This window comes from Actinomadura viridis (assembly GCF_015751755.1).
GTDB classification, from domain to species: domain Bacteria; phylum Actinomycetota; class Actinomycetes; order Streptosporangiales; family Streptosporangiaceae; genus Spirillospora; species Spirillospora viridis.
Genome location: NZ_JADOUA010000001.1, coordinates 7,964,041 through 7,988,613, shown reverse-complemented (window position 1 = coordinate 7,988,613; position 24,573 = coordinate 7,964,041). Strand labels below are relative to the sequence as shown.

The 24,573-nt window shown below is 72.4% G+C and carries 25 protein-coding genes; 8 read left to right on the top strand and 17 right to left on the bottom strand.

Going from position 1 to position 24,573, the window contains the following annotated elements; all coding sequences use genetic code 11:
- The first annotated feature begins 20 nt into the window (after positions 1-20).
- Complete coding sequence (locus IW256_RS36295; RefSeq protein WP_197015254.1) at positions 21-893, top strand: alpha/beta fold hydrolase; 873 nt, start codon at positions 21-23, stop codon at positions 891-893.
- Positions 894-1,217: 324 nt separating this feature from the next.
- Complete coding sequence (locus IW256_RS36290; RefSeq protein ID WP_197015253.1) at positions 1,218-1,718, top strand: DinB family protein; 501 nt, start codon at positions 1,218-1,220, stop codon at positions 1,716-1,718.
- 204 nt (positions 1,719-1,922) lie between these two features.
- Here the strand turns inward: IW256_RS36290 and IW256_RS36285 are convergent, their stop codons facing one another.
- Genes IW256_RS36285 through IW256_RS36275 form a run of 3 tightly spaced genes read right to left on the bottom strand, consistent with a single transcriptional unit; the run spans position 1,923 to position 4,329 of the window.
- A complete protein-coding gene (locus IW256_RS36285; protein ID WP_197015252.1) occupies positions 1,923-2,696 on the bottom strand; it encodes an ABC transporter permease in 774 nt (257 codons plus the stop codon).
- Positions 2,693-3,655 carry an ATP-binding cassette domain-containing protein gene (locus IW256_RS36280; RefSeq protein ID WP_197015251.1) on the bottom strand — a complete coding sequence of 321 codons (963 nt, stop codon included), beginning with the start codon at positions 3,653-3,655 and terminating at the stop codon, positions 2,693-2,695. The genes IW256_RS36285 and IW256_RS36280 overlap by 4 nt, the downstream gene beginning before the upstream one ends.
- An 11-nt stretch (positions 3,656-3,666) precedes the next feature.
- Entirely contained in the window at positions 3,667-4,329 is a 663-nt protein-coding gene (locus IW256_RS36275; RefSeq protein ID WP_197015250.1) for a DUF4097 family beta strand repeat-containing protein, read from the bottom strand.
- Positions 4,330-4,590: 261 nt separating this feature from the next.
- On the opposite strand from IW256_RS36275, the gene IW256_RS36270 reads away from it, so the two are divergent.
- Positions 4,591-5,346, top strand: coding sequence for a helix-turn-helix domain-containing protein (locus tag IW256_RS36270; protein WP_197016751.1), 756 nt, complete (start codon positions 4,591-4,593; stop codon positions 5,344-5,346).
- 160 nt (positions 5,347-5,506) lie between these two features.
- Here the strand turns inward: IW256_RS36270 and IW256_RS36265 are convergent, their stop codons facing one another.
- Together IW256_RS36265 and IW256_RS36260 are read right to left on the bottom strand one after the other, a co-directional pair.
- Positions 5,507-6,142 (bottom strand): response regulator, encoded by a 636-nt coding sequence (locus tag IW256_RS36265; protein WP_197015249.1) that lies wholly within the window; start codon positions 6,140-6,142, stop codon positions 5,507-5,509.
- Positions 6,139-7,392: a sensor histidine kinase gene (locus IW256_RS36260; RefSeq protein WP_307829305.1), complete on the bottom strand. Its 1,254-nt coding sequence runs from the start codon at positions 7,390-7,392 to the stop codon at positions 6,139-6,141. The genes IW256_RS36265 and IW256_RS36260 overlap by 4 nt, the downstream gene beginning before the upstream one ends.
- Before the next feature lie 306 nt (positions 7,393-7,698).
- Between IW256_RS36260 and IW256_RS36255 the strand changes: the two genes are divergently transcribed.
- Both IW256_RS36255 and IW256_RS36250 read left to right on the top strand, forming a co-directional pair.
- Positions 7,699-9,252 (top strand): serine/threonine-protein kinase, encoded by a 1,554-nt coding sequence (locus tag IW256_RS36255; protein ID WP_197015248.1) that lies wholly within the window; start codon positions 7,699-7,701, stop codon positions 9,250-9,252.
- A 73-nt stretch (positions 9,253-9,325) separates the two neighbouring features.
- Positions 9,326-10,000, top strand: coding sequence for a trimeric intracellular cation channel family protein (locus IW256_RS36250; RefSeq protein WP_197015247.1), 675 nt, complete (start codon positions 9,326-9,328; stop codon positions 9,998-10,000).
- Between the two features lie 57 nt (positions 10,001-10,057).
- Here IW256_RS36250 and IW256_RS36245 read toward each other — a convergent pair whose 3' ends face one another.
- From IW256_RS36245 to IW256_RS36230, 4 genes are all read right to left on the bottom strand, one after another.
- Positions 10,058-11,317: an amidohydrolase gene (locus IW256_RS36245; protein WP_197015246.1), complete on the bottom strand. Its 1,260-nt coding sequence runs from the start codon at positions 11,315-11,317 to the stop codon at positions 10,058-10,060.
- Positions 11,318-11,453: 136 nt separating this feature from the next.
- Positions 11,454-13,052, bottom strand: coding sequence for a serine/threonine-protein kinase (locus tag IW256_RS36240; protein WP_231404070.1), 1,599 nt, complete (start codon positions 13,050-13,052; stop codon positions 11,454-11,456).
- Between the two features lie 219 nt (positions 13,053-13,271).
- A complete protein-coding gene (locus IW256_RS41810) occupies positions 13,272-13,595 on the bottom strand; it encodes a hypothetical protein (protein WP_231404069.1) in 324 nt (107 codons plus the stop codon).
- A 41-nt stretch (positions 13,596-13,636) separates the two neighbouring features.
- Complete coding sequence (locus IW256_RS36230) at positions 13,637-13,828, bottom strand: hypothetical protein (protein WP_197015243.1); 192 nt, start codon at positions 13,826-13,828, stop codon at positions 13,637-13,639.
- Between the two features lie 818 nt (positions 13,829-14,646).
- Here IW256_RS36230 and IW256_RS36225 point away from each other — a divergent pair.
- Positions 14,647-15,348, top strand: a complete 702-nt coding sequence (locus tag IW256_RS36225; protein WP_197015242.1) for a DUF4397 domain-containing protein — start codon at positions 14,647-14,649, stop codon at positions 15,346-15,348.
- A gap of 63 nt (positions 15,349-15,411) precedes the next feature.
- Here IW256_RS36225 and IW256_RS36220 read toward each other — a convergent pair whose 3' ends face one another.
- The gene (locus tag IW256_RS36220; protein WP_197015241.1) at positions 15,412-16,623 is read right to left on the bottom strand and encodes a trans-sulfuration enzyme family protein; all 1,212 of its coding nucleotides are present in this window, start codon (positions 16,621-16,623) and stop codon (positions 15,412-15,414) included.
- Positions 16,624-16,754: 131 nt separating this feature from the next.
- Here IW256_RS36220 and IW256_RS36215 point away from each other — a divergent pair, with 131 nt between their 5' ends.
- Complete coding sequence (locus IW256_RS36215) at positions 16,755-17,219, top strand: Lrp/AsnC family transcriptional regulator (RefSeq protein ID WP_197015240.1); 465 nt, start codon at positions 16,755-16,757, stop codon at positions 17,217-17,219.
- A 164-nt stretch (positions 17,220-17,383) separates the two neighbouring features.
- Here IW256_RS36215 and IW256_RS36210 read toward each other — a convergent pair whose 3' ends face one another.
- Entirely contained in the window at positions 17,384-19,090 is a 1,707-nt protein-coding gene (locus IW256_RS36210) for a hypothetical protein (RefSeq protein WP_197015239.1), read from the bottom strand.
- A gap of 152 nt (positions 19,091-19,242) precedes the next feature.
- Between IW256_RS36210 and IW256_RS36205 the strand changes: the two genes are divergently transcribed.
- On the top strand, positions 19,243-19,872 hold the full coding sequence (locus IW256_RS36205) for a TetR/AcrR family transcriptional regulator (RefSeq protein ID WP_197015238.1): 630 nt from the start codon (positions 19,243-19,245) through the stop codon (positions 19,870-19,872).
- A gap of 57 nt (positions 19,873-19,929) precedes the next feature.
- Here the strand turns inward: IW256_RS36205 and IW256_RS36200 are convergent, their stop codons facing one another.
- Genes IW256_RS36200 through paaA form a run of 6 tightly spaced genes read right to left on the bottom strand, consistent with a single transcriptional unit; the run spans position 19,930 to position 24,546 of the window.
- Entirely contained in the window at positions 19,930-20,673 is a 744-nt protein-coding gene (locus IW256_RS36200) for an enoyl-CoA hydratase/isomerase family protein (protein WP_197015237.1), read from the bottom strand.
- 9 nt (positions 20,674-20,682) lie between these two features.
- Positions 20,683-21,771, bottom strand: a complete 1,089-nt coding sequence (paaE, locus tag IW256_RS36195) for a 1,2-phenylacetyl-CoA epoxidase subunit PaaE (protein ID WP_197015236.1) — start codon at positions 21,769-21,771, stop codon at positions 20,683-20,685.
- A 1-nt stretch (position 21,772) separates the two neighbouring features.
- Entirely contained in the window at positions 21,773-22,318 is a 546-nt protein-coding gene (gene paaD / locus IW256_RS36190; RefSeq protein WP_420535460.1) for a 1,2-phenylacetyl-CoA epoxidase subunit PaaD, read from the bottom strand.
- The gene (gene paaC / locus IW256_RS36185) at positions 22,312-23,226 is read right to left on the bottom strand and encodes a 1,2-phenylacetyl-CoA epoxidase subunit PaaC (protein ID WP_197015235.1); all 915 of its coding nucleotides are present in this window, start codon (positions 23,224-23,226) and stop codon (positions 22,312-22,314) included. Before paaC ends, paaD begins: the two co-directional genes overlap by 7 nt.
- 13 nt (positions 23,227-23,239) lie before the next feature.
- Positions 23,240-23,533 carry a 1,2-phenylacetyl-CoA epoxidase subunit PaaB gene (paaB, locus tag IW256_RS36180; protein WP_197015234.1) on the bottom strand — a complete coding sequence of 98 codons (294 nt, stop codon included), beginning with the start codon at positions 23,531-23,533 and terminating at the stop codon, positions 23,240-23,242.
- Positions 23,530-24,546, bottom strand: a complete 1,017-nt coding sequence (paaA, locus tag IW256_RS36175) for a 1,2-phenylacetyl-CoA epoxidase subunit PaaA (RefSeq protein WP_197015233.1) — start codon at positions 24,544-24,546, stop codon at positions 23,530-23,532. Before paaA ends, paaB begins: the two co-directional genes overlap by 4 nt.
- Positions 24,547-24,573 lie beyond the last annotated feature (27 nt).

The following is a 24,573-nucleotide window of genomic DNA, read 5'->3' as shown; positions in this document are numbered from 1 at the left end:
CGACGACCAAGGAAGATCACATGAGCTACAAGCGCATCACCGCCAACGGGATCGACTTCGCCTACCTGGAGCAGGGCGACGGACCGCTGGCGCTGCTGCTGCACGGTTTCCCCGAAGCGCCGAGCATGTACCGGCACCTGATGCCGGTCCTGGCCGAGGCCGGTTACCGGGCGGTCGCCCCCGCCATGCGCGGCTTCGCCCCCACCCAGCTCCCGCCGGACGGCAGCATGCGGATCGCCGACCTGATCGCCGACGCCAACGCCCTGCACGAGGCCCTCGGCGGCGACGAGAACGCGGTCATCATCGGACACGACTGGGGCGGCTTCGCGACCTGGGGCGCCGCCGCCCACGCCCCGCAGCGCTGGTCAAAGGTCGTCGTCGCCGACGTCCCGCCGGTGCGGTTCTATGCCCGCAAGGCCGCCGACCCCGTGCAGATCCACAAGAACAGCCACTTCTACTTCTTCCAGATGGGCGTGGCCGACCAGATCGTTCCGGTCAACGACTTCGCCTACCTGGACTGGCTCTGGCAGCACTGGACCGGCGACGTCCCCGGCTTCGACTCCACCCCCGACCGGCAGGCCGGCAAGGACGCCCTGCGCGAACCGGCCAACCTGCGCTGCGGGCTGGGGCTCTACCGGGACAACTTCCAGCCCCACACCTACGGCACCGACGCCTGGGAGATGGGCAAGGTGCTGGCCGACCTGCCCACCCAGCCGACCCTGTACCTGCACGGCGCCCAGGACCCGGTGGTCGACGAGGAGATCCTCCCCGACATCGTCGACGTCCTGCCCGAAGGCTCGGACGGCGCGCTGCTCGAGGACGTGGGCCACTTCCCGTTCCTGGAGGCCCCCGGCCAGGTCAACGAACTGATCCACAAGTTCCTGACCAGGTGAGCCCCCGGCTCTGACACCGTGTCGCGGTCCGGATCGCGGTGGCGCCCCACACCGGGCGCCACCGCAGCCGGCTCCGACGCTCCAGGGGATTCGCGACGGTGTCGACGGCGGCTTTCGCACGGTAGGGCTCACCGCCGGCGCGAACACGGGATCTCTCGGGCACCGCCTTGCGCCCCATGAGGACTCCTTGCCATTACCGCAAGGATTCGTGCCAGGTCGTGGTGCGCCTGGCGAGACTGGCCGCAGAGCGACGCGAGGAGGCTTGATGAGCACCACCGATGCGGTGACGGGCCGGCGCCGCCCCGACGCATGAAGGAGACCACCGTGCCCAGCACCACGCGCCGCGACCGCCGCGGCGACACCCCGCCGCCCCGGACCGGAAGCGACGAGGCCGAGACCCTGCGCGGATTCCTCGACTACCTCCGGACCTCGATCGCCGCGAAGGTCGACGGGGCACCCGAACCGCAGGTGCGGACGGCCGCGGTGCCGTCGGGCACGAACCTGCTCGGCCTGCTCAACCACCTGACCTTCGTCGAACGCTCGATGTTCCTCGGGGACGACGTCACCGACTGGCAGGCGACATTCCACGCCGCACCGGCGGACGGGGTGGCCGACGTCGTCGCCCGCTACCGAGAGACGGTCGAGCGCGCGAACGAAGTGCTCGACCGGTGCACCGATCTCGGTGCGCCGGTTCCCCGGCCGCGGCCGGGCCGCCCCGCTCCCAGCGTCCGCTGGGCCCTCACCCACATGATCGAGGAGACCGGCCGCCACGCCGGTCACGCGGACATCCTGCGTGAACTCATCGACGGCACGACCGGCCGCTGAACCGCGCATGGCCGACATCGCCAGGGTGGTGGACGTGCCGGACGCAGGGCACCGGGTCGCCCGTCTTCCTGGCCGGGGACGCCGCCCGCATCCGTTCGAAGGGGCGCTCTGCCATGCACGGATGGTTTTCGCGGGTGCGATGTGCGGAAAGGTTCAGGGCCGTCAGACCGGTCGGTCTGACGGCCCTGGCCGGCCGGTTCATGGTCAGGCCTTGTTGAACGTGTTCTTGGCCCAGAGGTAGGAGACGGCGGCGAGGCCGGCGCACCAGGCGGTGGCGATGGCGGCGCTGTTTCCGATCGGGGTGCCGAGGAGGAGGCCGCGGACGGTTTCCATGATCGGGGTGAAGGGCTGGTACTCGGCGAACCAGCGGAGGGCGGCGGGCATGGAGTCGGTGGGCACGAAGCCGCTGCCGAGGAAGGGCAGGAAGACCAGGGGCATGGGGGCGTTGCTGGCGGCCTCGGGGGTCGGGGACTTCATGCCGAGGGCGACCGCGAGCCAGGTGATGGCCACGACGAACAGGGTGAGCAGGCCGGTGGCGGCCAGCCATTCGACGGGTGTCGCGTCGGGACGGAATCCGATGGCGAGGGCGATGCCGATGACGACCGCCATGCCCAGGAGCTGCTGGATGACGCTGCCGACGACGTGGCCGGTGAGGACGGAGGCCCGGGAGATCCGCATGGTACGGAAGCGGGCGATGATCCCTTCGGTCATGTCGGTGGCGACCATGACGGCGGTTCCGGTCGCGGCCGTGGCGGCCGCCATGAGCAGGATGCCGGGGACGACGTAGTTGATGTAGGCGCCGCGGCCGCCGCCGAGGCCGGCACCGAGGGTGCCGCCGAAGACGTAGACGAACAGGATCAGGATGATGACGGGCGTGACGACCAGCTGCACGGTCATGGAGGGGTAGCGGATCAGCCGCCTGAGCTGGCGCCGGACCATGGTGGAGGAGTCGCGCGCGGCGAGGGTGAGGGTGCTCATCGGAGAGCCTCCTGGTTCTGGCCGGTCTGCCGGCCGGTGAGGGTGAGGAAGACGTCGTCGAGGTCGGGGGTGTGCACCGACATCTCGTCGATCTCGATCGAGTTCTCGTCCAGGGCGCCGAGCACCTGCCGGATCACCCGGACGCTGCCGTCGCTCGGCACCTGCAGGGTGAGCGCCTCCGGGTCGGGGGTGCCGACGCCGAGGGTCCGCCGGGCCGCGTCCAGACGGCTCGGGTCGGCGAACTTCAGCAGGACGTGGCCGCCGGGGATGAGCCGCTTGAGCTCCTCGGGGGTGCCTTCGGCGATGAGCCGGCCGTGGTCGAGGAGGGCGATGCGGTCGGCGAGCTCGTCGGCCTCCTCCAGGTACTGCGTGGTCAGGAAGATGGTGACGCCGTTCTGGACGAGCTCGCGCACGATGCCCCACATGGCGCGGCGGCTGCGCGGGTCGAGGCCGGTGGTGGGCTCGTCCAGGAAGATCAGGCGCGGGTCGCCGACCAGGGTCATCGCCAGGTCGAGCCGGCGCTGCATGCCGCCGGAGTAGGTGGCGGCGGGCCTGCCGGCCGCGTCGACCAGGTCGAACCGCTCGAGCAGCTCCTTGGCCTTCCGCTTCCCCTCGCGCTTCGGCAGGTGCTTCAGGTCGGCCATGAGCAGGAGGTTCTCCTCGCCGGTGAGCAGCTTGTCGACCGCCGAGTACTGCCCGGTCACCCCGATCGCGCCGCGCACATCGTCGGCCTGACGGTTCAGGTCGTGTCCCGCGACCCGGACCTGCCCGGCGTCGGCCCGGATCAGCGTGGACAGGATCTGCACGGTGGTGGTCTTGCCGGCGCCGTTCGGGCCGAGCAGGGAGAAGATCGTTCCTTCGGGGACGGCCAGGTCGACGCCGTCGAGGACGACCTTGTCGCCGTCCTTGCCGCGGTAGGACTTGCGCAGCCCGTTCGCTGAAATGGCCAGGTTGGTCATGGTGGTGCTCCTCAGAGGCTGCGGGCGGCGATGTCGCCGTGGAGGGTGGTGGCGTGGATGTCGAGTTCGGCGGTGCCATCGTTCTTGAGGGCGTTGGTGACGCGGCCCGCGCCGGCGCCGGCGTCCAGGGAGGCCGGGACACCGGCGGCGGCGCCGACCGTGATGTCGCCGGACCCGGTGCGGAGCACGACCTTGCCGCGCACGGCCTCGGCGATCCGGATGTCGCCCCTCTGGGTGCTGATCTCCGCGGGGCCGCCCAGCCGGCCGACCTCGACGTCGCCGTCGACCGCGCTGAGGTGGACGCTCGCGGCCTCGTCCAGCTTGATCCGGCGGTACGCGCCTTCGAAGGCGACGTCGCCGAGGCGGCCGACGGCCCGGAACTCGGTGCCGGCCGCCTTCCCCTCGACCCGGGAACCGGCGGGCAGCCGGACCGTCACCTCGACGGATCCGGAGGGGCCGAGGTACTCGTTCCTCACCGGAGTCCCGATCCGCAGGACTCCGTCGGCGTACTCGACCGTGGTCCGTTCCGCCGCCTTCACGTCGCGGCCCTTGGAGGCGTTCGCCGGCAGGACCTCGACCGTGGTGACGGCCCGGTCGGCGGCGATGACCTGGACGCGCCCCGCGAGGACGGCCAGTACGGCGGAGATCGGGGCGGGGGTGTCGAACGTCTGCATCGTGCTCTCCCGTGTGCTTGCGGCTCGCTGTTTCCAACACAGGAAACGCTACGTTGCTTTCCGGATCTCCACAACAAGATCTTTGCATTAAAACAGTATCACTCCAGGTGAGAGCATAAATATCATTGCAACCGCTTCTCGTTTAACGCAACGCTGGCCGGCCAGTTCGTTGCAATGCATTGAAGGTGAACGCTATGGTGGAGGTGTCAGGGAACACCGTGCGGCGCCATGGATCCCCCGTGGGGCATGAAGGAGGTCGTGATGCCGGGAGGCAGGCTCACCCAGCAGGAACGCCAGCAGATCGCGGTGGGGCTGGCCGACGGCCTGGCCTACGCCGAGATCGCCCGCCGTCTCGACCGTCCGACCTCCACCATCACGCGTGAGGTGACGCGGAACGGCGGCCCCACCGGCTACCGCGCCGACCTGGCCCACCGCGCCACCGAACGCCGCGCGCACCGGCGCAGGCAGACCGCACCCGGGGGGGCGCAGGCGCCCGCGCAACCCTACGGACGCGACGCCGAGGCCGTGCGCGACTACCAGGAGACCCTCACCACCGTCTTCATGACCTCGGGGCTGCCCAAGATGATGGCCCGGGTGCTGGGCTGCCTCTACACCACCGACACCGGCAGCCTCACCGCCTCCGAACTCGCCCAGCGCCTCCAGGTCAGCCCGGCGTCCATCTCCAAGGCGATCACGTTCCTCGTGAACCTGGAGCTCGTCCGCCGGGAACGCGACGAACGCCGCCGCGAGCGCTACGTCGTCGACGACGACCTCTGGTACCAGTCGACGATCCGCAGCGTCCAGGACAACGTCCAGTTCGTCGAGACCGCACGGCAGGGTGTCGCCGTCCTCGGGTCCGGCACCCCGGCGGCCAACCGCCTGGAGAACGCCGCCCGCTTCCTCGACTTCGTCAGCGAAGGGCTCATCCGCGCAGCGGAACAGGCCCGCGAGATCCTCTACACCAGAACCGAAACGGCCTCGGACGGCACCGCCGAGCCGAGCTCAGATCACGGATAGCCGATCCCCGACGGCCCCCGACGCCCCCGACGGCCACGACGACCGCGGCCCCCGCTCGCTGCCCGGCCGCCGGCCGGGCACGGTCCGGGCAGCGAGGAGGTCGAGTCCGGTGCCGTGCACCGTGCGCCGTCTCGGCCGATCGCCGGCGGGGTGGGGCCGGTCAGCGGCGGATGAGGCCGAGGTCGGTTGCGGTGGCCACGGCGGCGGTGCGCGAGTCGACGCCGAGCTTGGCGTAGATACGGGCCAGGTGGGATTTGACGGTGCCCTCGGTGAGGTGGAGCCGCTGGCCGATGGCCTGGTTGGACAGGCCCGCGGCGACCAGGGAGAGCACTTCGGTTTCGCGGCGGGTCAGGGCGGTGCGGGGGTCGCGGAGCCGGTGGACGAGCCGGTCGGCGACCGCGGGGGCCAGGGTGGTGCGGCCTGCGGCGGCTCCGCGCACGGCGGCGGCCAGGTCTTCGGGTGGGGCGTCCTTGAGGAGGTAGCCGGTGGCGCCGGCCTCGATGGCGGGCAGCGTGTCGGCGTCGGAGTCGTAGGTGGTGACGATCAGGATGCGGGGGGCGCCCGGACGGGAGGTGATCGCGGCGGTGGCCTCGGCGCCGCTCATCCCCGTACCGAACCGCAGGTCCATCAGGACGACGTCGATGTCGTCCCGCGCGGCGCGGGCGACGGCTTCTTCGGCGGTGGCGGCCTCGGCCACCACGGTCAGGCCGGGTTCGGTCTCCAGTACGGCGCGCAACCCGGCCCGTACCACGGGATGGTCGTCGGCCAGCAGGAGGCGGATGGGAGCCTCGATCATGGCCGGGCCACGGCCACTGCCTTGGGTGCGGTCCCGGACTTGGGTCCGGTCCCGGACTTGGGTGGGGTGAGAGGGAGCCGGGCGGCCAGGGCGGTGCCGTGGCCGGGAGCGGATTCAACGGTCAAGGTGCCGTCGAGAGCCCGCATGCGGGCGCGCATGGCCGCCAGCCCGAAGCCGCCGCTTTCGGGGTCGGGGGCGGGGAGCCGGCCGGGGTCGAAGCCGACGCCGTCGTCGACGATCTCGATGGCCACATGGTCGCCGAGGTAGCCGAGGGTGACCTCAGCGGTGGTGGCGTCGGCGTGGCGAACGGTGTTGGCGAGGGCGGACTGGGCGATGCGCAGCAAGGCGACCTCGTGCGCGGTCGGCAGGGGCGCCGGGACGCCGGTGAGGTGGAATCGTGCGGTGAGCCGGTGCCGGGCGCTGGTGGTGGCGCACAGGCGGTCCAGCGCGCCGGCCAGGGTGGTGCCGTCCAAGGCGGGGGGTGCGAGGGCGGCGACGAAGCGGCGGGCCTCGGCCAGGCTGTCCACAGCGGCCTGGCGGGCCTGGTCCACATGGCGGGCGGCGGTGTCGGGCCGGCCGGGCATCGCCCGTTCGGCGGCGCGCAGCAGCAGCTGGATGCTGGACAGGCCCTGGGCGAGGGTGTCGTGGATCTCGCGGGCCAGACGCTCGCGTTCGGCCAGCACACCGGCGGTGTGCTGGGCTTGCGCCAGGTCGGCGCGGGTGGCGGTCAGTTCCTCGATCAGGCGCCTGCGGTGTTCGCTCTCCCGGTACAGCGCCTGGTACCCCCACACCACCGCGACGGCGACCGCGGCGCCCAGGGCCGGGCCGATGGCCATGGCCACGCTCAACTCGCCCCGGTGGGCGGCGAAGGCGGTGATCGCCGCCAGCGCGGTCGCGGCCACGGCGGCCAGTGCGGTACGGCGCGGCAGCAGGTGGAGCTGGAGGAAGTACAACGGGAATGCCACCCATACCGCGTCGGCCGACAGGGCCAGTAGCACCACCCAGACGGCGCCCACGGTGGCCAGCCACCCGGCGGCGGCCGGGCGGGAGCGGTGGAGGCGGGGCAGCAGCGGCCCGGCCGCGTACACCAGCGCGCACGCCATCGCCACGGCGACGATCACCCCGGCGCGCGGGCGGCCGTCGGCCACGGCCCGGCCACCGGCCAGTACGAGCAGGGCGATGATCAGCAGGTGCAGGCACCAGGTCAGGGCCCGGGTGGTCGGGATCGGGGCGGCAGCGGTGGTGTTCACAGTCCTTCCAGCCTAAGGACGTTTCCGGCACGCGAACTCCATCGAAAGTTAGAAGCCGGCGGAAGCGGCTACCGCGGCGTCCCACCAGCCCCTGCGGCACCCGCGCCGCGACCAGCGGGCCGGGACCGGCGGCACCGGACGAGCGGACGGACGTCGGCGGCTCGGTCGTTGCCGTCACAGGTCAGGGCCACACCCATGGTCGCGGCCCGCGCCCGCAGGGTCGCCCCGCGCTCCACACAGACACAGTTGTCTGGCAGTTGTCCGGATCGCCTGCTTCCGGCTGTTCCGCACCGGTAGATTCCGATCATGGGCTGGGACGGTGACGGGGTACTGGCGGGCCGGTACCGGAATCTCGGCCGGATCGGCCAGGGCGGCATGGGTTCGGTGTGGCGCGCCCACGACCTCGACCTCGACCGCGAGGTGGCCGTCAAGGAACTCCGGGTGCCCGACCAGGTCACCGACCAGGAACGGCGCGTCTGGTACGCCCGGATGGAACGCGAGGCCCGCGCCGCCGCCCGCCTGAGGCACACCGGCATCGTCACCGTCCACGACCGGGTGATGGGCGACGACGGCCGTCCCTGGATCGTCATGGAACTGGTCCGCGGCCGTTCCCTCGAACAGCTCCTGGCCGAGCGGCAGGCGCTGCCACCGGGCCAGGTCGCCGCGATCGGGCTCGCGATGCTGGACGCCCTCTCGGCCGCCCACGCCCAAGGCGTCGTCCACCGCGACGTCAAGCCCGCCAACGTCCTCCTCGAAGGCGACCGGGTCCTGCTCACCGACTTCGGCATCGCCGCCCTGGAGGGCGACGCCACCATCACCCGTTCGGGCATGGTGCTGGGCACCCCCGCCTACATGTCCCCCGAACAGGTGGAGGGCAACGCCGTCACCCCGGCCTCGGACCTGTGGTCCCTGGCCGCCACCCTGTACGCGGCGGTCGAGGGCCGCCGCCCGTTCGACGGCCCCAGCCACGGAGCCGTCTTCGTCGCGATCGCCACCCGGCAGCCACCCCCGCCCCGATGCGGCGGCCCGCTGGCACAGGTCCTGAACGGCCTGCTGCGCAAGAACCCGGACGAACGGCTCTCCCCCGCCCAGGCCCGCGACCTGCTCAACGCCGCTCTGGACCCCGCCAACGCCACCGCCGAGACCGCGGCCGACGTCGGACCGCCCGTCCCTCACCGGCCGCCCCGCACCGCGCTCCTCCACCCGCCCACCAGCGACATCCCGCCCCGCCGGCGCCACCGGACGGCCCTCATCAGAGCCGCCCTCGTATGCACCGCGCTCGCCACCCTGGCCTTCCTGGCCGGGCCGTGGAGGGGAAACAGCAAGGAAACTCTCGTCTGGGCGCCTTACGGCGCCAACGAGCTCATTCTGCTGCTGCCCGTGGCCGTGGCGTTCATCCTCATGTGCGGGCTGTGGTTCCTGCCGCACAGGCCGTTACTCGTCCTCGCCCTCGTGTTCGCCATTCTCGGCGGCCTTCACGTGGAGGTACTCCTCGTGTACGCGTATCGATGGTCCGGCGACATCCCGGTCATCGAGCCCAACATCGGGTTCGAGATCTCCTGGGTGCTGAGCACGCTCGCGTTCATGCTCGCCTTCGCTGCCGTGAACCCGTCGCTCGCCGGACGGGTGACGGACCCGTCCGCCCGCCGTGTCCTGATCGCCGTGGCCGTGCTCGTCGAAGGCCTGGTGGCCCTGCTCTGGGTCGTGGCCATCTACGAGGCGGCAGGGTCGGGTCTTGACCTGGACTCGGACCACAACGCCCCCCTCATCGCCCCTCTCATGCTCCTGGGCCTGATCTGGCTCGGCGCCCAGCCGTTCCTCTGGTCGAGCAAGGTCAGGGCCGAGTTCTCCCGCCGTTAGAGGAAGCCGCCGGATCGCCGCCGTCCACGCGGGGACGGGGACGGAAGGCGGCGCGATCGTGTACACACATCGCATGGCCGCCGAAGCGTCGCTGCTGCTCGCCCTGGATCTGACCGGTACTTTCGCCTTCGCGCTCAACGGCGCGCTGACGGCCGTCCGCATGGCCCGCCTGGACATCGTCGGCGTCGTCACCCTCGGCATGATCACAGCGTTGGGCGGCGGCATCATCCGTGACATCCTCCTCGGCGCCCTGCCGCCGGCCACCTTCAGCGACTGGCGCTACCTGGCGGTGGCCGCCGCGGGCGGGCTGGTCGCGTTCTTCCTCAGCCAGCGGCTGGACCGGCTGGCGCTACCGATCACCGTGCTGGACGCCGCCGGGTTGAGCCTCTTCGCGGTCACAGGGGCGAGCAAGGCGCTCGACTTCGGGCTCGGCCTGGGGCAGGCGGTCATCCTCGGTGCGATCACCGGGGTGGGCGGCGGCACCATGCGTGACACGTTGCTGCGTCAGATCCCCTCGGTGCTGCGCGCCGACCTGTACGCGATCCCCGCCCTGGTCGGCGCCGCGATCACCGTCGCCACCGTCCAGGGCGGCGTCTACGGCATCCCCGCCGCACTGGGTGCGGCCACCGCCTGCTTCGCCATCCGCATGGTCGGGGTTCGCTTCGACCTCAACGCGCCCTCCCCGCCGGGCAAGAGCCAGCAGCCACCGGCCCGAGGCGGGGACGGCGGCCGGCCGGCCGATTCCTGATGGTCGCAGTCATGGTCACCGCCGATCCGCTCACCGCGCCGTCCGAGGCCGGCCTCGTCAACCACGCTCCGCCAGCCAGGCCAGGGCGGCGACGACCAGGGCCCGGGTGCCGGTGGCGAGGGTGGGTTGGATGACCGGGGCGAAGTCGGCCGAGTGGTTGGTCGGGATGTCCTGGGCCACCCGGCCTGCCTCGGCCGCCCTCCGGTAGGCGTCCGCCTCGATGCCGCCGATGCCCCAATAGGTGTAGGGAACACCCAACGCGGCGGGAATGTCGCTGAAGTCCTCGCTGGCGGTCTGCTGTGCCAGCGGCCGGGCCCGGTCGCCGAAGGAGGCGGTGAAGGCCTCGGCCACCCGCTCGGTGGTCTCGGCGTCGTTGTCGGTCACCGGGAAGCGGTCGTAGATCTCGAAAACAGGGTCCCGGGGCGCGTTCGAGGCCTGGCACTCGGCGGTGACGACGCGGCGTACGGCGTCCAGGACCGTGGTCCGGGTCGCCTCGCTGTAGGTGCGGACGTTGAGCCGGAGCACCGCGTGGTCGGGGATGACGTTGCTCTTGGTGCCGGCTTGGATGCTGCCGACGGTGAGCACGGCGGTCTCGGTGGGCGGGGTCTCGCGGGCCACCACGGTCTGCAGCCGGACCACGATCATCGCGGCGAGCACCACCGGGTCCACGGCCGCGTGCGGCATCGAGCCGTGCCCGCCGCGGCCGTACACGGTGACGCGCATGCTGTCGGCCGCGGACAGCGTCGGCCCGGCACGGGTGCCGACCCGCCCGGCCGGGGTCGGCAGTACGTGCTGGGCCAGGGCCACGTCGGGGGTGGGGACGAGGTCGGCGAGGCCGTCGTCGACCATGCCCTGGGCCCCGTCCCCGGTCTCCTCGGCGGGCTGGAACAGCGCCACCACCGTGCCACCCCACCGGCCCTTACCGCCGGCGAGCAGCGCGGCGGCACCCAGCAGGCATGCCACGTGCACGTCGTGGCCGCAGGCGTGGGCCACAGGGACCTCGTCACCGTCGCCGTCCGTGCCGGTGGCCGTGCTGGCGTACGGCAGGCCGGTCGCCTCCCGCACCGGCAGCGCGTCCATGTCGGCCCGCAGCAGCACCGCCGGACCGTCGCCGTTGCCCAGTACCCCCACGACCCCGGTGCCACCGATGCCCTCGTGCACCTGGTAGCCGAGCTTACGGAGCCGGCCGGCAACGGTGGCGGCGGTGCGGTGCTCCTGATGGGAGAGCTCCGGGTGCTGGTGCAGATCCCGGTAACAGGCCTCCTGGTCATCCCGGATGGTGCCGTAGCCGGCCAGGATCTCCGCAGTGCTGCTCATGGTCGCGGTCCTTCCCCCCGTGCACCCTGGTACCGAGCGGTGGTTCCTACGGATCGGTATACCCGTTGCCGCCGGATGGCTACGTCTGGTGCCCGCCCCGTACGGTCCACGTCTGCAACGGTTGCGGGTTGGGCGCTCAGATCCATGTGGCGCGTGCCAGGACGCCGGGCAGTTCCTTCACGTTCCAGTCGTCGACGATGAGGATGACCGACCGGGGCAGGAACCAGGTGCGCTGGATGAACGTGACGTTCGAGCGGATGAGTCCTGCCCCGTTGGCCCGGAACTCGTAGCAGCGGACCTGCCATTCGTAGTACTCGGCCTGACGGTTCCCGACGGGCGCCAGCCCCTTTTTCACCAGTCGCTCGGGCCTGGTGCTGAGGTACTTCTCCGGATCGACCGGGCAGAAGCCGCTGATGTCGTTGACGGGATTGAAGTACTGACCGCGCTTATAGGTGCCGTCGTTCAGTTCGGTGCCGCCCCAGCCCATGCTGTCACGGTCGAGGACCTCGAATCCCGGGCAGGCCGTTCCGCTGACGCGCGTCAGCGCCTTGCGGCACCGCCCGGGGACGGTGATGCCGAAGCTCTCTCCAGACGGTCGAAACCGGCGCGACGTCCAGCCCAGTGGGACGCTTAACCGCAGCCGAGCGAGCGTCATCGGTCTGCCTGGCGGCGTGGTGCTGACGGCGGGCGACACGCGCCCGGGCGCGTGGTCGGGGCGCGCCGCCTCGTACACGCCGACGCCGGTCGCCGCCGATCCGACGACGGCGGCCCCCGCGACGGCCACGGCGGTCTTGGTGCCGACCGCCGCCAGCACGCCCGTCGTCCCGGTCGCGGCCGCCCCGGCGCCTGCCCCCGCGGCCGGGGCGAGGCCGGCCGCCAGCGGGAACAGTGCCGCCAGCGCCAGCGTCGCTCCCGCCAGAAGCCGCACGCCGCGCGCCTCCCAGCCCGCCCCGTACGCCTGGGCGGCCACGTCCTCCAGCTCGGTCACGAACGCCGCCGCGCCCTCCGGGCGGTCCCACGGGTCCTTGGCCATGCCGCGGACGATCAGCGGACGCAGCGGCTCGGGTACCGCCTCGGCGGGGACGGGTTCGGTGCGGTGGGCGCTCTCCAGCGTGGCCTGACCGCCGGTGTAGGGACGCCGTCCCGTGATGGCCTCGAAGAACACGCAGGTCGCCGCGTACACGTCGGTGGCCGGGCTCGCCGGTTCGCCGCGCCACTGCTCGGGCGCCATGTAGAACGGCGTCCCCTCCCGCGCGGCCTGCCCGGCATGCCCGGCGATGCCGAAATCGATGAGCTTGCTGCGCCCGTCCGCCGGAACGACCACGTTGGCGGGCTTGTAGTCGCGGTGCACCACCCCGACCGCATGCGCTGCGGCCAGCCCCAGCAACGAGCCCTTCAGAACGGTCAGCGCCGCCTCCGGCGCGAGCGTCCCGTGCCGGGCCAGGATCTCCTTGAACGAGACCCCGTCCACGGCCTCCATCACGATCGCGACACCGTGCTCGCTGTCCACGAGCCGGTACAGCCGCGCCACATGCGGATCGGTGACCGTCCCGAGCATCCGGGCCTCCTGCCGGAGCCGTTCCCGCGCCTCCGGCGCCGCCTCCGCGGGCAGGTACTTGATCGCCACCGGCGTCCCCGCCGTGGCGTGCCGGGCCAGCACCACCCGCCCCTGCCCGCCCCGCCCCAGCTCCCGCACCTCGTCGAACCCCGCGATCCGCCACTCCGCCACACCCATCACCCGCCTTCAGATGATGGGACGCCCGCCGGCGACCCCGGGTTGGGCCGACCGCCGGATCCGGCAGGGGATCGGACCGGCGGCCGGGTGCGACGACGCACGGTCGCCGTCCTCTCGATCGAAGGCAGGGGTCGCGCCCCTCAAGCAGGGCCCCTGCCGCGCCTGCCGCACACCGGGATGCCCCGCGGCCCAGCGCTCACCGGTATCCGGCCCTCGCCGTCAGCCGCGATCCGAACTCTTGCCGCGCTCTCCCAGAACGGCCACTCCGATCCCGAGGAGACCGACCGCGATGCCGGCGAACGGCTGGTAGTCGTTCGCCCACCCCAGCAGGAAGCCGAATTTCTTGTCGTCAGTGAACAGAGCGGCGATGGCCGAGCCGAAGCCCTGGATCATCACGATGACCCCAATGAATCCCCACATGCGTCGAGTGTGAGGGACTCGGGATGCCGCCAGACACGAGCCAAGGTCTACACCGTCCACGACTTTGGTCGCGGCGCGCGTGGCGACCAAAGTCGTCGCGAGCAGGTCGTCGCGAGCACTCACCGAAGGGTCGCCGGCCGAGAAACCAGGCCGGAGGTCTCGCCCTAGTCCGGCTCCCTGCAGTAGGACCTGATCGTCCTGACGAAGTCCAGCGTCACCTGATTCTGGGTGTAGCAGTCGGCCTGGAGGGTCGCGAGTTCGTTCCCGCATCCGGCGCAGACCAGGTTGAGGCGGCCATCGGTTCCGGCGAGGCCGCAGCAGCCGTACAAGCGCGATACATCTGGATGGGGTTCCACTCCGAGAATGTCATCGGGGTGGAGCACGAACCCGGTCGGCTCAGGGACCCACTCATCCGGATGCCTGTTGCGGGCGTACGTGCCCGGAGGCATCCGGGGGGATCGGATCCGGTTGCCCGACGACTCGTCCGGGCGCGGAGGGACCGGCGGCGGTAGCGGCACCTCGGCCAGCAGTGGGGTGATCGTGCGCTTGCAATGAGTGCACTGGAAGTGCGGCACCTCGCCATTGTGAGGCAGCGGAGGCCTGTTGCCAACGTCTTTTTCGACTCTATGGACGGACCTGTCGCCCCCATTGGCGCCATGCTCAACTCGCGCGGACTTCCCCGGCGACAGGTGAAGGAGCAGCGGTGCCGGCGGGGGTGGCTGGCGGAGGCGAAGCGGAACATGCGCCCGCACGACGAGGACCTCTACGACACCGCCTGCGCACGCTCCCCACGCCCGGCCGAACTCACCGCCAGGGCCGGAGCCCTCGGCCCCGGACAGGACTGATCTGGGATGTTCCGCGCCGCTTGCATCTTATTTGGGCACCTATTTCGCTTACCTGGATATTCGTCGGGAAGGGTGGGGCAGAAGCCGGATGCCGTCCCGTTCCGGGAAAATCACGCTCATGAAAGTTTGCCCGGGGCATCGGCATCCTGCCGCGCACAGGACCGGCCGCAGGCCTCTGTGGCCGCGAACGCGATTTTGTGTTCGGTGAGCGAAAGTGTGCACGTGATTGACCCGGGTGCCGCAGGCGGCCCGGGCCGTGCGCTCCTGAGGGGAGGTTTGCCCTTCAAAGGGAAAGTACCGGAAATCTCGAACCGATTCGGAGATCAACGATGCGTAACCTTTTCGCGGTCGTCCTCGCGGCGATGGCGCTGGCGGTCGTCGCGGCGGTGGGCCCACCGGCGGTCGCGGCCTCCTCGGACGGATCCCGCGCGCCCCAGGACTCCAGCCGGCAGACGGCGACGGTCAGCGTCCTGCACGGGGTGCCCGGCGTCACCGTCGACGTCTACGCCAACGGCAAGAAGATCCTGTCGAACTTCACTCCCGGTTCCCTGAGCGGACCGCTGCAACTGCCCGGCGGCGACTATGACGTCAAGGTCTTCAAGGCGGGCGCGAATCCCAGCGGCACACCGTTGATCAGCAAGAGCGTGACCGTGTCCGGCGGGAGCAACGACACGATCACCGCCCACCTGAGCCAGAGCGGAAGCCCGATGATCACGGCTTTCGTCAACGACACCTCCGCGGTCCCGTCCGGCCAGGCCCGGCTGACCGTGCGGCACATCGCCGCCGCGCCCGCCGTCGACATCAGGGCCAACGGCAAGACCGTGATCAGCGACCTGTCCAATCCCGACCAGGCCAAGACCCAGCTCCCCGCCGGGACCGTCTCGGCGGAGGTCCTGCAGGCGGGGACCGGCAACGTCGTGGCCGGGCCGGCGAACGTGTCGGCCGCCGCGGGCAGCAACACGATCGTGTACGCCTGGGGCAGCGTCCAGCAGAAGAACCTCGCCCTCGCGGTGCAGACCGTCAAGACCTGAACCGCTCGCGGCAGGGGGCTGCCCGGCCCGGGCCCGGCGACGTCCGCCGGGCCCGGGCCTCGTTCAGGCGTGGGACGCGGTCGCGGGTACGGGGATCGGATGGTGCGTGGCGAGTGCCCGGTCAAGGTCGGCGATCAGGTCCACGGGGTCCTCCAGCCCGATGGAGAGCCTGATCAGGCTGGCGGCGGGGCGGGCCTCGGGGGCGACGGGCCGATGCGTCAGCGCCGCGGGGTGCTGGATCAGGGAGTCGACGCCGCCGAGGGAGACCGCGTGGGTGAACAGGCCGGTCGCCAAGGTGACGTGCTCGGCTTGCGCGTAACCGCCGCGGAGGTCCATGGAGATCACGGCTCCGGTGCCCTTCATCTGCCGGCCGAGAAGGCCCTGCGGGTCCCCGTCGATGCCGGGATAGTGAACGCGGGAGACGCTCGGGTGGGTCTCCAGCCACGCGGCGACGCGCCGGGCGTTCTCCTGCTGGGCACGTACCCGGACCGGAAGCGTGGCCAGGCCCCGGTGCAGGAGGTAGGCGCCCAGCGGGTGAAGCAGGCCGCCGGTGACGGCGCGAACCCGGCGCAGCGCCGCCGCCTGCTCCTGGCCGCAGGCGATGACACCGGCGATCACGTCGCCGTGCCCGCCCAGATACTTGGTCGCGCTGTGCAGGACCATCGCGGCGCCGAGATCGATGGGATTCTGCAGGATCGGCGTCGCGAAGGTGTTGTCGACGAGGACGGGAACGCCCTGGGCGGCGTCGACGACGGCACGGATGTCGACCAGATCGAGGGTCGGGTTGGCGGGCGTCTCGAGCACGATCATCGCCGTGTCGGGACGGACGCTGGCGGCGACTTCGGGCGCGGAGCAGTAGGTCACCTCGGCCCCGAGGAGGCCCGAGGCCAGAAGGTGGTCCGTCCCGCCGTAGAGGGGCCGGACGGCCAGGATGCGGCGGCGGCCGGTTTCCTTCATGACCGCCAGGACCGCCGCGGTCATCGCCGCCATGCCCGATGAGAACGCCACTGCGCTCTCGGCGTGCTCCAGCTGTGCCAGCGCTGACTCGAAGCGCGCCACGGTCGGGTTCCAGAGCCGTGCGTAGACGGCCCCTCCCTCTGCGTTCGGTGTCCCTCCGCCCGCCATGGCCTCGTAGGACAGGCCTCCCGCCTCGATGCTCGGGAGGGGGCTGGTCGACGACAGGTCGATGGGAGGAGCGTGGACGCCGAGCTCTGCCAGGTCCTCGCGCCCGGCGTGGACGGCAAGGGAGTCGAGCTGCAGATAGGACGAAGTCATGCCCAGAGGGTGAGTCGATCCACAGATTCTCGCAAGACTTGCTGTGGAAATCCTCTCGTCCTGCCACTATCGGTGCAGGTTCACCAACGGGAGGGCTCATGGCGAGTCGGCAGCCGAAGAAAACGCGACCCGTGCCGGTGGCTCTCGACGGCACCGATCTGGCCATCCTCGCCGCGCTCGTGGAGGACGGCCGGATGACCAACGCCGCGCTCGCGGCCCGGGTGGGCGTCGCCGAGTCGACGAGCGCGTACCGGGTACGCGCGCTGCGGGAGTCCGGTGTCATCACCAGCATCAACGCCCGGCTCGATCTCGGCGCGCTCGGCCACCCCATTCACGCGATCATCAGGGTCCGGCTGGGGAGCCACAACCGCGAGCACGTCTACAACCTGTACGACAAGCTGGTCGATGTGCCGGGAGCCCTGACGGTTCTCCACGTCGGGGGCAACGACGACTTCCTCATGCACGTGGCCGTGGCGACGCCGGGAGAGTTGCGGGACCTCATCCTGGAGCACGTGACCGTTCACCCGGTGGTGCGGCAGACGGAGACTCAGCTGGTGTTCGAGGTCCGCGACGGCCGTGGCGTGCTGCACCGGTGAACCCGCGCGGCCGGCGGATCGCCTCGGCTCTCGATCGAGGGCGGCGATCAGGTTGTCACCGGCGTGATCCCTCACATCGGGATACTGCCTGCGCTCAGTGCGGGCTCGAAGACCTCCCACCGGAAGACCTCCGAGATTTGCCACGGGATGGCATGGCTCGCCTGTCATTGAGGGTTGACGAGCGTGCGGTCCCCGTCCGACTCGTAGGCCACGACCTGGACGACCGGGAGGCGAGCCTTCTCCGGGGGCGTGGCGCCCTCGCGCGGGCCCGGTACGACCAGCAGGGTCGCCCCGCCCGGCCGGTCCGCCGCCTTTTCGTGGGAGCCCAGTTCGCCGGTCGCCTTCAGCCGTGTGACGTTCGGGCCCGCCGCCGCGACCAGATGCCAGCGCCGGGGCGAACGCCACCACAGGGCGGCGGCCATGGTCGCGGTGGAGGAGGTGGTGTCGCTGTTCGTCCTGCCCCGTTCCGACAGCGCACGCCCGCCGTCAGAGATCAGGATCGAGGTGCCCGGCGCACCCCGCGGCGAGGACGCGTCCACCGTCAGCAGCATCGCCCGGCCGCCGCCGTCGGGCAGCTCGCCGCTCCACAGGTGGCCCAGGCGCAGGTCGCCCGACTCGCTCAGCGACGCCGCCGCCTCGCAGGCGACGGCGTGCAGGGCGGCCCAGCGGAAGCGCTCCTTCTGTTCCGGCGGGTCGCTGAACGACACCTGCGGCGCCGCAGACCCCGGGTTGTGCGAGACGAGCTGCGTCACCGTCCGCGGCCGTCCGCCGGCGTCCGGCCGGTACGTCATGCGGAACGCCACGTAGTTCTGGCAGCGTGGTGTGAACCAGTGCCACGGCAGCGGATCGCTCAGCCCGTCCTGGACCGCCACCGGCCGCCAGTCCGGGGAACGCTCGGACGGCATCGCCGCCCGCACGTCCCGCAGCCATGGCGGGACGAGGTAACGCCACGTCATGCCGAGCATGATGACCTGGCCCTCGCCCGTCCCGAGCCTGCGGACCGACTCCACGCCGCGTGACAGGCGCCGTTCGAAGTACTGCGCCACGCTGGGCGCGTCCCGCGGGCCGGAGGAGTCGCGCAGCACGACGAGTGACGCGTCGTCCACCCTCCCGGCGTACAGGACGACGACGCGGCCGAGCGGCGGGTGGCGGAGGTCGGCCCGCCAGGCGTCGGCGGCCCGGCGCAGCAGGCCGGCGTCGTGCCGCAGCCCGCCCTGGGCGGGCCACTCGCCGATGGTCGGCGTGCGGGTCGCCTGCCACGCGCGCGGGTCGATCGCGGCGGGCTCGCCGGGTACGTCGCCCGGCCGGGTGAGGGCCAGACCGGCGGCCAGCAGCGCCGCCGCGAGTACGGCCGCCACGGCGGCGCGCCAGGCGGGCGGGACGGCGGGCGGCGGCCGGAGCCGGACCAGGTCGGGCTCGAACGCCTCGATCTCGGCCCGTTGCGCGGCCTCGTCCAGCCCGGTCCGGTCGTCCACGGCGGCGGTGGCGCGGTCCACGTCCCGGAAGCCGGTCCGGAACCGGAGGTGGGCGCCCAGCTCGGCGGCGACCTCGGGGGCGGTGAGGCCGTCGCGGCGCAGCAGGTAGGCGAGCCGCTCGTGCGGCGACAGCTCCAGCAACGCCGCCCGGACCGGTCCCGGCGATGTCCGCGCGGGCTCGAAGAAGAGGCGGTGCGTCCGGGGCCGCCCGGCCGGCGGGTCGGTGAGCAGGATCGCGACGAGCCGCGACCGCCTGGCCTCGTACCCGCCGTGCCGGACCCGGGCCGCCTGGGCGGCGGCGCGGCGGGCACGCGTGAGAGGGGCGTCGCCGTCGTCCAGGACCAGGTACGCCAGCCGCAGAAGGGCGGCGTAGTGTTCGCGGTCCACCGTTCGCACCGGGCACCTCCCGCCCGCATTGTGCGCAGCGGTTGGTAACGGCCGGGTTGAGACGGCGGTCAGACGCGGCGCGGGCCATCTCGGCTGAGCCGCGCGCGGCCCCGGTTCGCCCGGTGGGCCGCCGTCACCGGCCTGCGTGAGATGCTGCAGAGATGACGACGACCGGGTCCGCAGAGCCGGCTCCGCGTCGGCGGCGAGGCCGTCCCGGCTACGACCAGGCGGCGATCCTGCGCGCCGCGGTGGAGCTGTTCAACCGCAAGGGATACGACGCCACCAGCGTGGGAGACGTGGCCAAGGAGCTGGGGCTGACCAAACCCGCCATCTACCACCATGTCACCAGCAAGGAGGACCTGCTCGGCCAGGCCCTGGACGACGCCCTCGACGAGCTCACCACCGTCGTGACCGAGGCGTCCCGGGAAAGGACCGGGGAGACCGCCTACGAACGCCTGCGGGAGGTGGTGCGGCGCAGCGTCGAGGTGCTCGTGGCGCACCAGCCGACCGTGACGCTGCTGCTGCGCGTGCGGGGCAACAGCGAGGTGGAGCTGGCGGCGCTGGAACGGCGCCGCCGGCTCGACGACCGCCTCGCCGCGCTGGTCGCGGAGGCGGTGGCGGAGGGCGCGCTGCGGGACGACGTGCCGCCGCCCCTGGTGAGCCGCCTGCTGTTCGGCATGGTGAACTCGCTGGTCGAGTGGTACCGCCCGGACGGGGCGTACGAACCGGCGACGGTCGCCGGAGCGATCACCACCATCGTGTTCGACGGGCTGGCCGAGCACGAGCGTTGACCGCCGCCGCTCACCAGGCGGTACGGCCGGGTACTCCTGCGGTGCGCGGCGGTCCGGTCATCGGTTCCGTCCCTGACGCCTTTCCAGGAACGCCGTCATGCGGGCGTGCTTCTCCTCGGTCTCGAACAGGACCGCCTGCGCGACGTCGTCCACGAGGGGGTGCGCGTCTCGCGGGGCGTGGAAGACGGCCTTCATGAGACGGGTCGCGAGCGGGGCCTGCGCGGTGACGCGGTCGGCGAGACGGTGGCCGGCGGCGATCAGGTCCGCGGGCTCCACGACCTCGTTGAGCAGGCGTACGGTCTGCGCCTCGTCGGCGTTGAGGACGCGGCCCGCGAGGAGGATCTCCTTGGCGAGGGGCTCCCCGACGAGCTCGGCGAGGCGCCAGGCCGCGCCGGCCGCCGCGAGGATGCCCAGGCCCGTCTCCGGGTTGCCGATGCGGGTCCGGGGCGTGCCGATGCGGAAGTCGCAGGCGTAGGCGAGTTCGGCCCCGCCGCCGAGCGCGTACCCGTCGAGGAGGGCGATGGTCGGCATCGGCAGCCGGTGGATCCGGTCGAAGATCTTCGAGTTGATGCCGCGGAGGGCGTCGTCCCGGTTCCGTTCGCGGAGCTGGGCGATGTCCGCCCCGGCGGCGAAGGCCGGGCCCTCGCCGGTCAGGAGGACGACCCGCGGCTCCTCCTCGACGGCGGCGCACGCCTCGTGCAGGGCGGCGACCATCTCGCGGTCGATCGCGTTGCGGGCCTCGGGGCGGTTGAGCCGCCACACGACCCGGTCGGCCCCTTCCTCGATGATCAGGTTCGTCATGGCCTTCCCTCAGGCGTCGTAGTCGACGGTCACCCGGTCGCCGGCCGGGAACGTCTGGCAGGTGAGGACGAACCCGGCGTCCACCTCGGACGGTTCGAGGGCGTAGTTGCGGCGCATGTCGACCTCGCCCTCGCGGACGAGCGCGCGGCACGTCCCGCAGACGCCGCCCTTGCAGGCGAACGGCAGATCGGAGCGCGTCGCCTGGGCGGAGTCGAGCAGCGTCGCGTCCCGGGAGACGGCCGAGGTCGTCCGCAGGCCGTCGAGGACCATCGTCAGCTCGCTCGTCGCGCCGGGCACCCCGTCCTCGCGGCGCCGCGGCTCCGGTGGCGGGGCGTCCACGTAGAACAGCTCGACGTGGACGCGGTCCGCGGGGACGCCGAGGCCGGCGAGCACCGTACGGGCGTCCTCCACCATCCGCAGCGGCCCGCAGAGCCAGACGTGGTCGAAGACCTCGACGGGCACGAGGCCGGTGAGCAGGCGGCGCAGCCGGTCACCGTCGAGCCGGCCGGAGAGCAGCTCGGCGTCGCGCGGCTCGCGGGAGAGCACGTGGACGGTCTGGAGCCGGGGGCCGTACCGGTTCTTCAGGTCGCCGAGCTCCTCGGCGAACATCACGGTGCGGCTCGTCCGGTTGCCGTACAGGAGGGAGACCTGGCTCTCGGGGTGGGTGAGGACGGTGGAGGCGACCGACAGCATCGGGGTGATCCCGGATCCGGCGGCGATGCACAGGTGCCGTTCGCCCCGCGCCGGGTCGGCCTGCCAGGAACCCGTCGGGGTCTGCACCTCGATCCGCGTCCCCGGCCTCACCTCGCGCACGAGCCAGGAGGAGAAGAGCCCGCCGGGGATCTCGCGGACGCCGATGCGCGGGGCCTCGCCGGCCGGCGCGCAGATGGAGTAGGACCGGCGCTCCTCCCGCCCGCCGACGTGGCGGCGGAGGGTGAGCGACTGCCCGGCCCGGAACGCGTACGCCTCGCGCAGCTCGCCGGGGACGGCGAACGTGATCGCCGCGGCGTCCTCGCACAGGCGGTCCACCGCCGCGACGGTCAGCGGGTGGAACGCGGCGGACCGGGCCGGCGCGGCGCGGGGCGCGAGCGTGGTCATGTCAGATCTCCTTGACGTGCTCGAACGGTTCGAGGCAGCCGGTGCAGCGGTAGAGCGCCTTGCAGGCGGTGGCGCCGAACTCGGAGGTCAGCCGGGTCGCCGCGGAGCCGCACCGGGGGCAGGGCGGGGCGGGCCTGGCCGGTCCGAGGGTGAGCGGGACGGGGCCGGCCGGGCGGGGCGCGGGGCCGGGGGCCGACAGTCCCGCCTCGCGCAGCGCGGCCCGGCCGCGCTCGGAGATCCAGTCGGTGGACCAGGGCGGGGAGAGGACGACCCGCACCTCGACGCGGGGGAACCCGGCGTCGTTCAGCCGGTGGACGAGGTCGTCCCGCATCGTGGCCATGGCGGGGCAGCCGGTGTAGGTCGGCGTGATCGAGACGATGACGGTCTCGTCGCCGCGCGCGTCCCGCTCGATCTCGACGGCGCGCAGGACGCCGAGGTCGGCGAGGGTGAGCATCGGCATCTCCGGGTCGCGCACCCGCGCGGCGGCCTCGGCGGCGCGTTCCCGTGCCCGGGAAAGGGCCCGGGCGCCTTCGCGGGTGCTCACCAGCGCCCGCTCGGGTGCGCGCGGGCGACCACCTGCATCTCGGCGAGCAGCCGGTCGAGGGCTTCGGTGTGCGCGCCGTCGCGGCCCGCCGTGGCGGCACCGGCGGGCGAGGCGGGGGCCGGGCGGTCGACGCCGCTCACGGCGAGCACCTGGTCGAGGACGGCGTCCGCCTCGTCGCGGAGCGAGGCGGGGTCGACCCCGGCCCCGGCCCGGGCGAGGGAGAGTTCGACCGCGTGCGCGGACAGCGGTTCCTCGCGCAGCGGCCACAGTTCGGTGAGGGCGGTGAGGAGGCGGCGGCGCGACTCGGCGGTGCCCTGCGCGAGGGTGAGGAACCAGCGGCCCGCCCAGTCGCGGTGGTAGGCGACCTCCTTGACGCCCTTGTCCGCCACGGCGGCCAGGACGCCGTCGCGGCTCGCGCGGAGCCGTTCGAAGAGGGCGAGCCGGACCACCGAGAACAGCAGCAGCCGGACGACGACGTGCGCGAAGTCGCCGTTCGGCACTTCGGCGAGCCGCACGTTCCGGAACCCTCCGGCGTCGCGGAAGAAGGCCAGCGCGTCCTCCGCGGGCACCGGTGAGCCCTCGGGCATGGTGGGGACGACGCCGGGATCGGCGGCGGCGGCCCGGGCGAGGAGGAGGCGCGCCTGGCCGAGGAGGTCGAGCGCCATGTTCGCGAGCGCGATGTCCTCTTCGAGGTCGGGCGCGCGGCTGCACCACTCCGAGAGCCGCTGCGACATGATCAGGGCGTCGTCGCCGAGCATGAGGCAGTAGGCGGCGAGATCGGCGCGGTCGACGCCGCCGGGCACGGTGGTGTCGACACCGGCCAGGGGGTCCTCGAAGTCGGTGCCGAACGCCCACTGCGAGGAGTCCCCGCCGATCAGGCCGGCGAAGACGCTGTCATGGTCGTCGCTCACGGTGGCCCGCCTTTCACATGTGGGGAACGTTCTCGGGGATCTCGTAGAACGTGGGGTGCCGGTAGACCTTGTCGCCGTTCGGCGCGAACAGGGGGTCCTTCTCGTCGGGGCTGGAGGCGGTGACGGCGTCGGCGCGCACGACCCAGATGCTCACGCCCTCGTTGCGCCGGGTGTAGACGTCGCGGGCGTGGCGCAGGGCCATCTGGTCGTCGGGGGCGTGCAGCGACCCGACATGGACGTGGTTGAGGCCGCGCCTGCCGCGGACGAACACCTCGTAGAGCGGCCATTCCCGCCGGTCGGCGCTCACCGGGCACCCGCCCGGGCGGACCGGTCCGCGGGCACCGAACGGTCCGCGGGGGCCGTGCCGTCCGCGGAGGCCGAGCGGTCCGCGAACGCCAGGGCCGCCTCGCGCACCCAGGCGCCGTCCTCGTGGGCGGCCCGGCGGTGCTCCAGCCGCTGGGCGTTGCACGGGCCGTCGCCGCGGATGACGGCGGCGAGCTCGTCCCAGTCGGGTTCGCCGAAGTCGTAGTGGCCGCGCTCCTCGTTCCAGCGCAGGTCGGGGTCGGGGAGCGTCACCCCGAGCGCCTCCGCCTGCGGGACGGTCATGTCCACGAACCTCTGCCGGAGCTCGTCGTTGGAGTTCCGCTTGATGCCCCACGCCATCGACCGCGCGCTGTTGGGCGAGTCCGCGTCCGGCGGGCCGAACATCATGAGCGACGGCCACCAGAACCGGTCCACCGACTCCTGCACCATCGCGCGCTGCTCGCCGGTCCCCCGCATCATCGTCATCAGCAGCTCGTAGCCCTGCCGCTGGTGGAACGACTCCTCCTTGCAGACGCGGATCATGGCGCGGCCGTACGGCCCGTAGGACGTGCGGCACAGCGGCACCTGGTTGCAGATCGCGGCGCCGTCGACGAGCCAGCCGATCGTGCCGACGTCGGCGTAGGACGGGGTCGGGTAGTTGAAGATCGAGGAGTACTTCTGCCGGCCGGCCAGCAGCAATTCGGTCAGCTCGGCGCGGGACACGCCGAGGGTCTCGCACGCCGAGTACAGGTACAGCCCGTGCCCGGCCTCGTCCTGCACCTTGGCCAGCAGGATCGCCTTGCGCCGCAGGGACGGCGCGCGGCCGATCCAGGCGCCCTCGGGCTGCATGCCGATGATCTCGGAATGCGCGTGCTGGGCGATCTGCCGGACGAGCGTCCGGCGGTAGGCGTCGGGCATCCAGTCGCGGGGCTCGACGCGGTCGCCGCGCGCGATGGTCGCGTCGAAGGCGGCCTGCAGCCCCTCCTCCCGTTCCGGTTCCACCGGCGTCGTCGTCATCGTCCCTCCGAAGACCTCGGTCTTATT

Coding starts and splice junctions, on each gene's coding strand:
- IW256_RS36255 (WP_197015248.1), top strand. CDS start 7,699: ATGGGCTGGGACGGTGACGGGGTACTGGCGGGCCGGTACCGGAATCTC.
- IW256_RS36280 (WP_197015251.1), bottom strand. CDS start 3,655: ATGACCAACCTGGCCATTTCAGCGAACGGGCTGCGCAAGTCCTACCGC.
- paaA (WP_197015233.1), bottom strand. CDS start 24,546: ATGACGACGACGCCGGTGGAACCGGAACGGGAGGAGGGGCTGCAGGCC.
- IW256_RS36265 (WP_197015249.1), bottom strand. CDS start 6,142: ATGATCGAGGCTCCCATCCGCCTCCTGCTGGCCGACGACCATCCCGTG.
- IW256_RS36250 (WP_197015247.1), top strand. CDS start 9,326: ATGGCCGCCGAAGCGTCGCTGCTGCTCGCCCTGGATCTGACCGGTACT.
- IW256_RS36200 (WP_197015237.1), bottom strand. CDS start 20,673: ATGACGAACCTGATCATCGAGGAAGGGGCCGACCGGGTCGTGTGGCGG.
- IW256_RS36205 (WP_197015238.1), top strand. CDS start 19,243: ATGACGACGACCGGGTCCGCAGAGCCGGCTCCGCGTCGGCGGCGAGGC.
- IW256_RS36240 (WP_231404070.1), bottom strand. CDS start 13,052: ATGGGTGTGGCGGAGTGGCGGATCGCGGGGTTCGACGAGGTGCGGGAG.
- IW256_RS36270 (WP_197016751.1), top strand. CDS start 4,591: ATGCCGGGAGGCAGGCTCACCCAGCAGGAACGCCAGCAGATCGCGGTG.
- paaE (WP_197015236.1), bottom strand. CDS start 21,771: ATGACCACGCTCGCGCCCCGCGCCGCGCCGGCCCGGTCCGCCGCGTTC.
- IW256_RS36275 (WP_197015250.1), bottom strand. CDS start 4,329: ATGCAGACGTTCGACACCCCCGCCCCGATCTCCGCCGTACTGGCCGTC.
- IW256_RS36245 (WP_197015246.1), bottom strand. CDS start 11,317: ATGAGCAGCACTGCGGAGATCCTGGCCGGCTACGGCACCATCCGGGAT.
- IW256_RS36295 (WP_197015254.1), top strand. CDS start 21: ATGAGCTACAAGCGCATCACCGCCAACGGGATCGACTTCGCCTACCTG.
- IW256_RS36225 (WP_197015242.1), top strand. CDS start 14,647: ATGCGTAACCTTTTCGCGGTCGTCCTCGCGGCGATGGCGCTGGCGGTC.
- IW256_RS36285 (WP_197015252.1), bottom strand. CDS start 2,696: ATGAGCACCCTCACCCTCGCCGCGCGCGACTCCTCCACCATGGTCCGG.
- IW256_RS36220 (WP_197015241.1), bottom strand. CDS start 16,623: ATGACTTCGTCCTATCTGCAGCTCGACTCCCTTGCCGTCCACGCCGGG.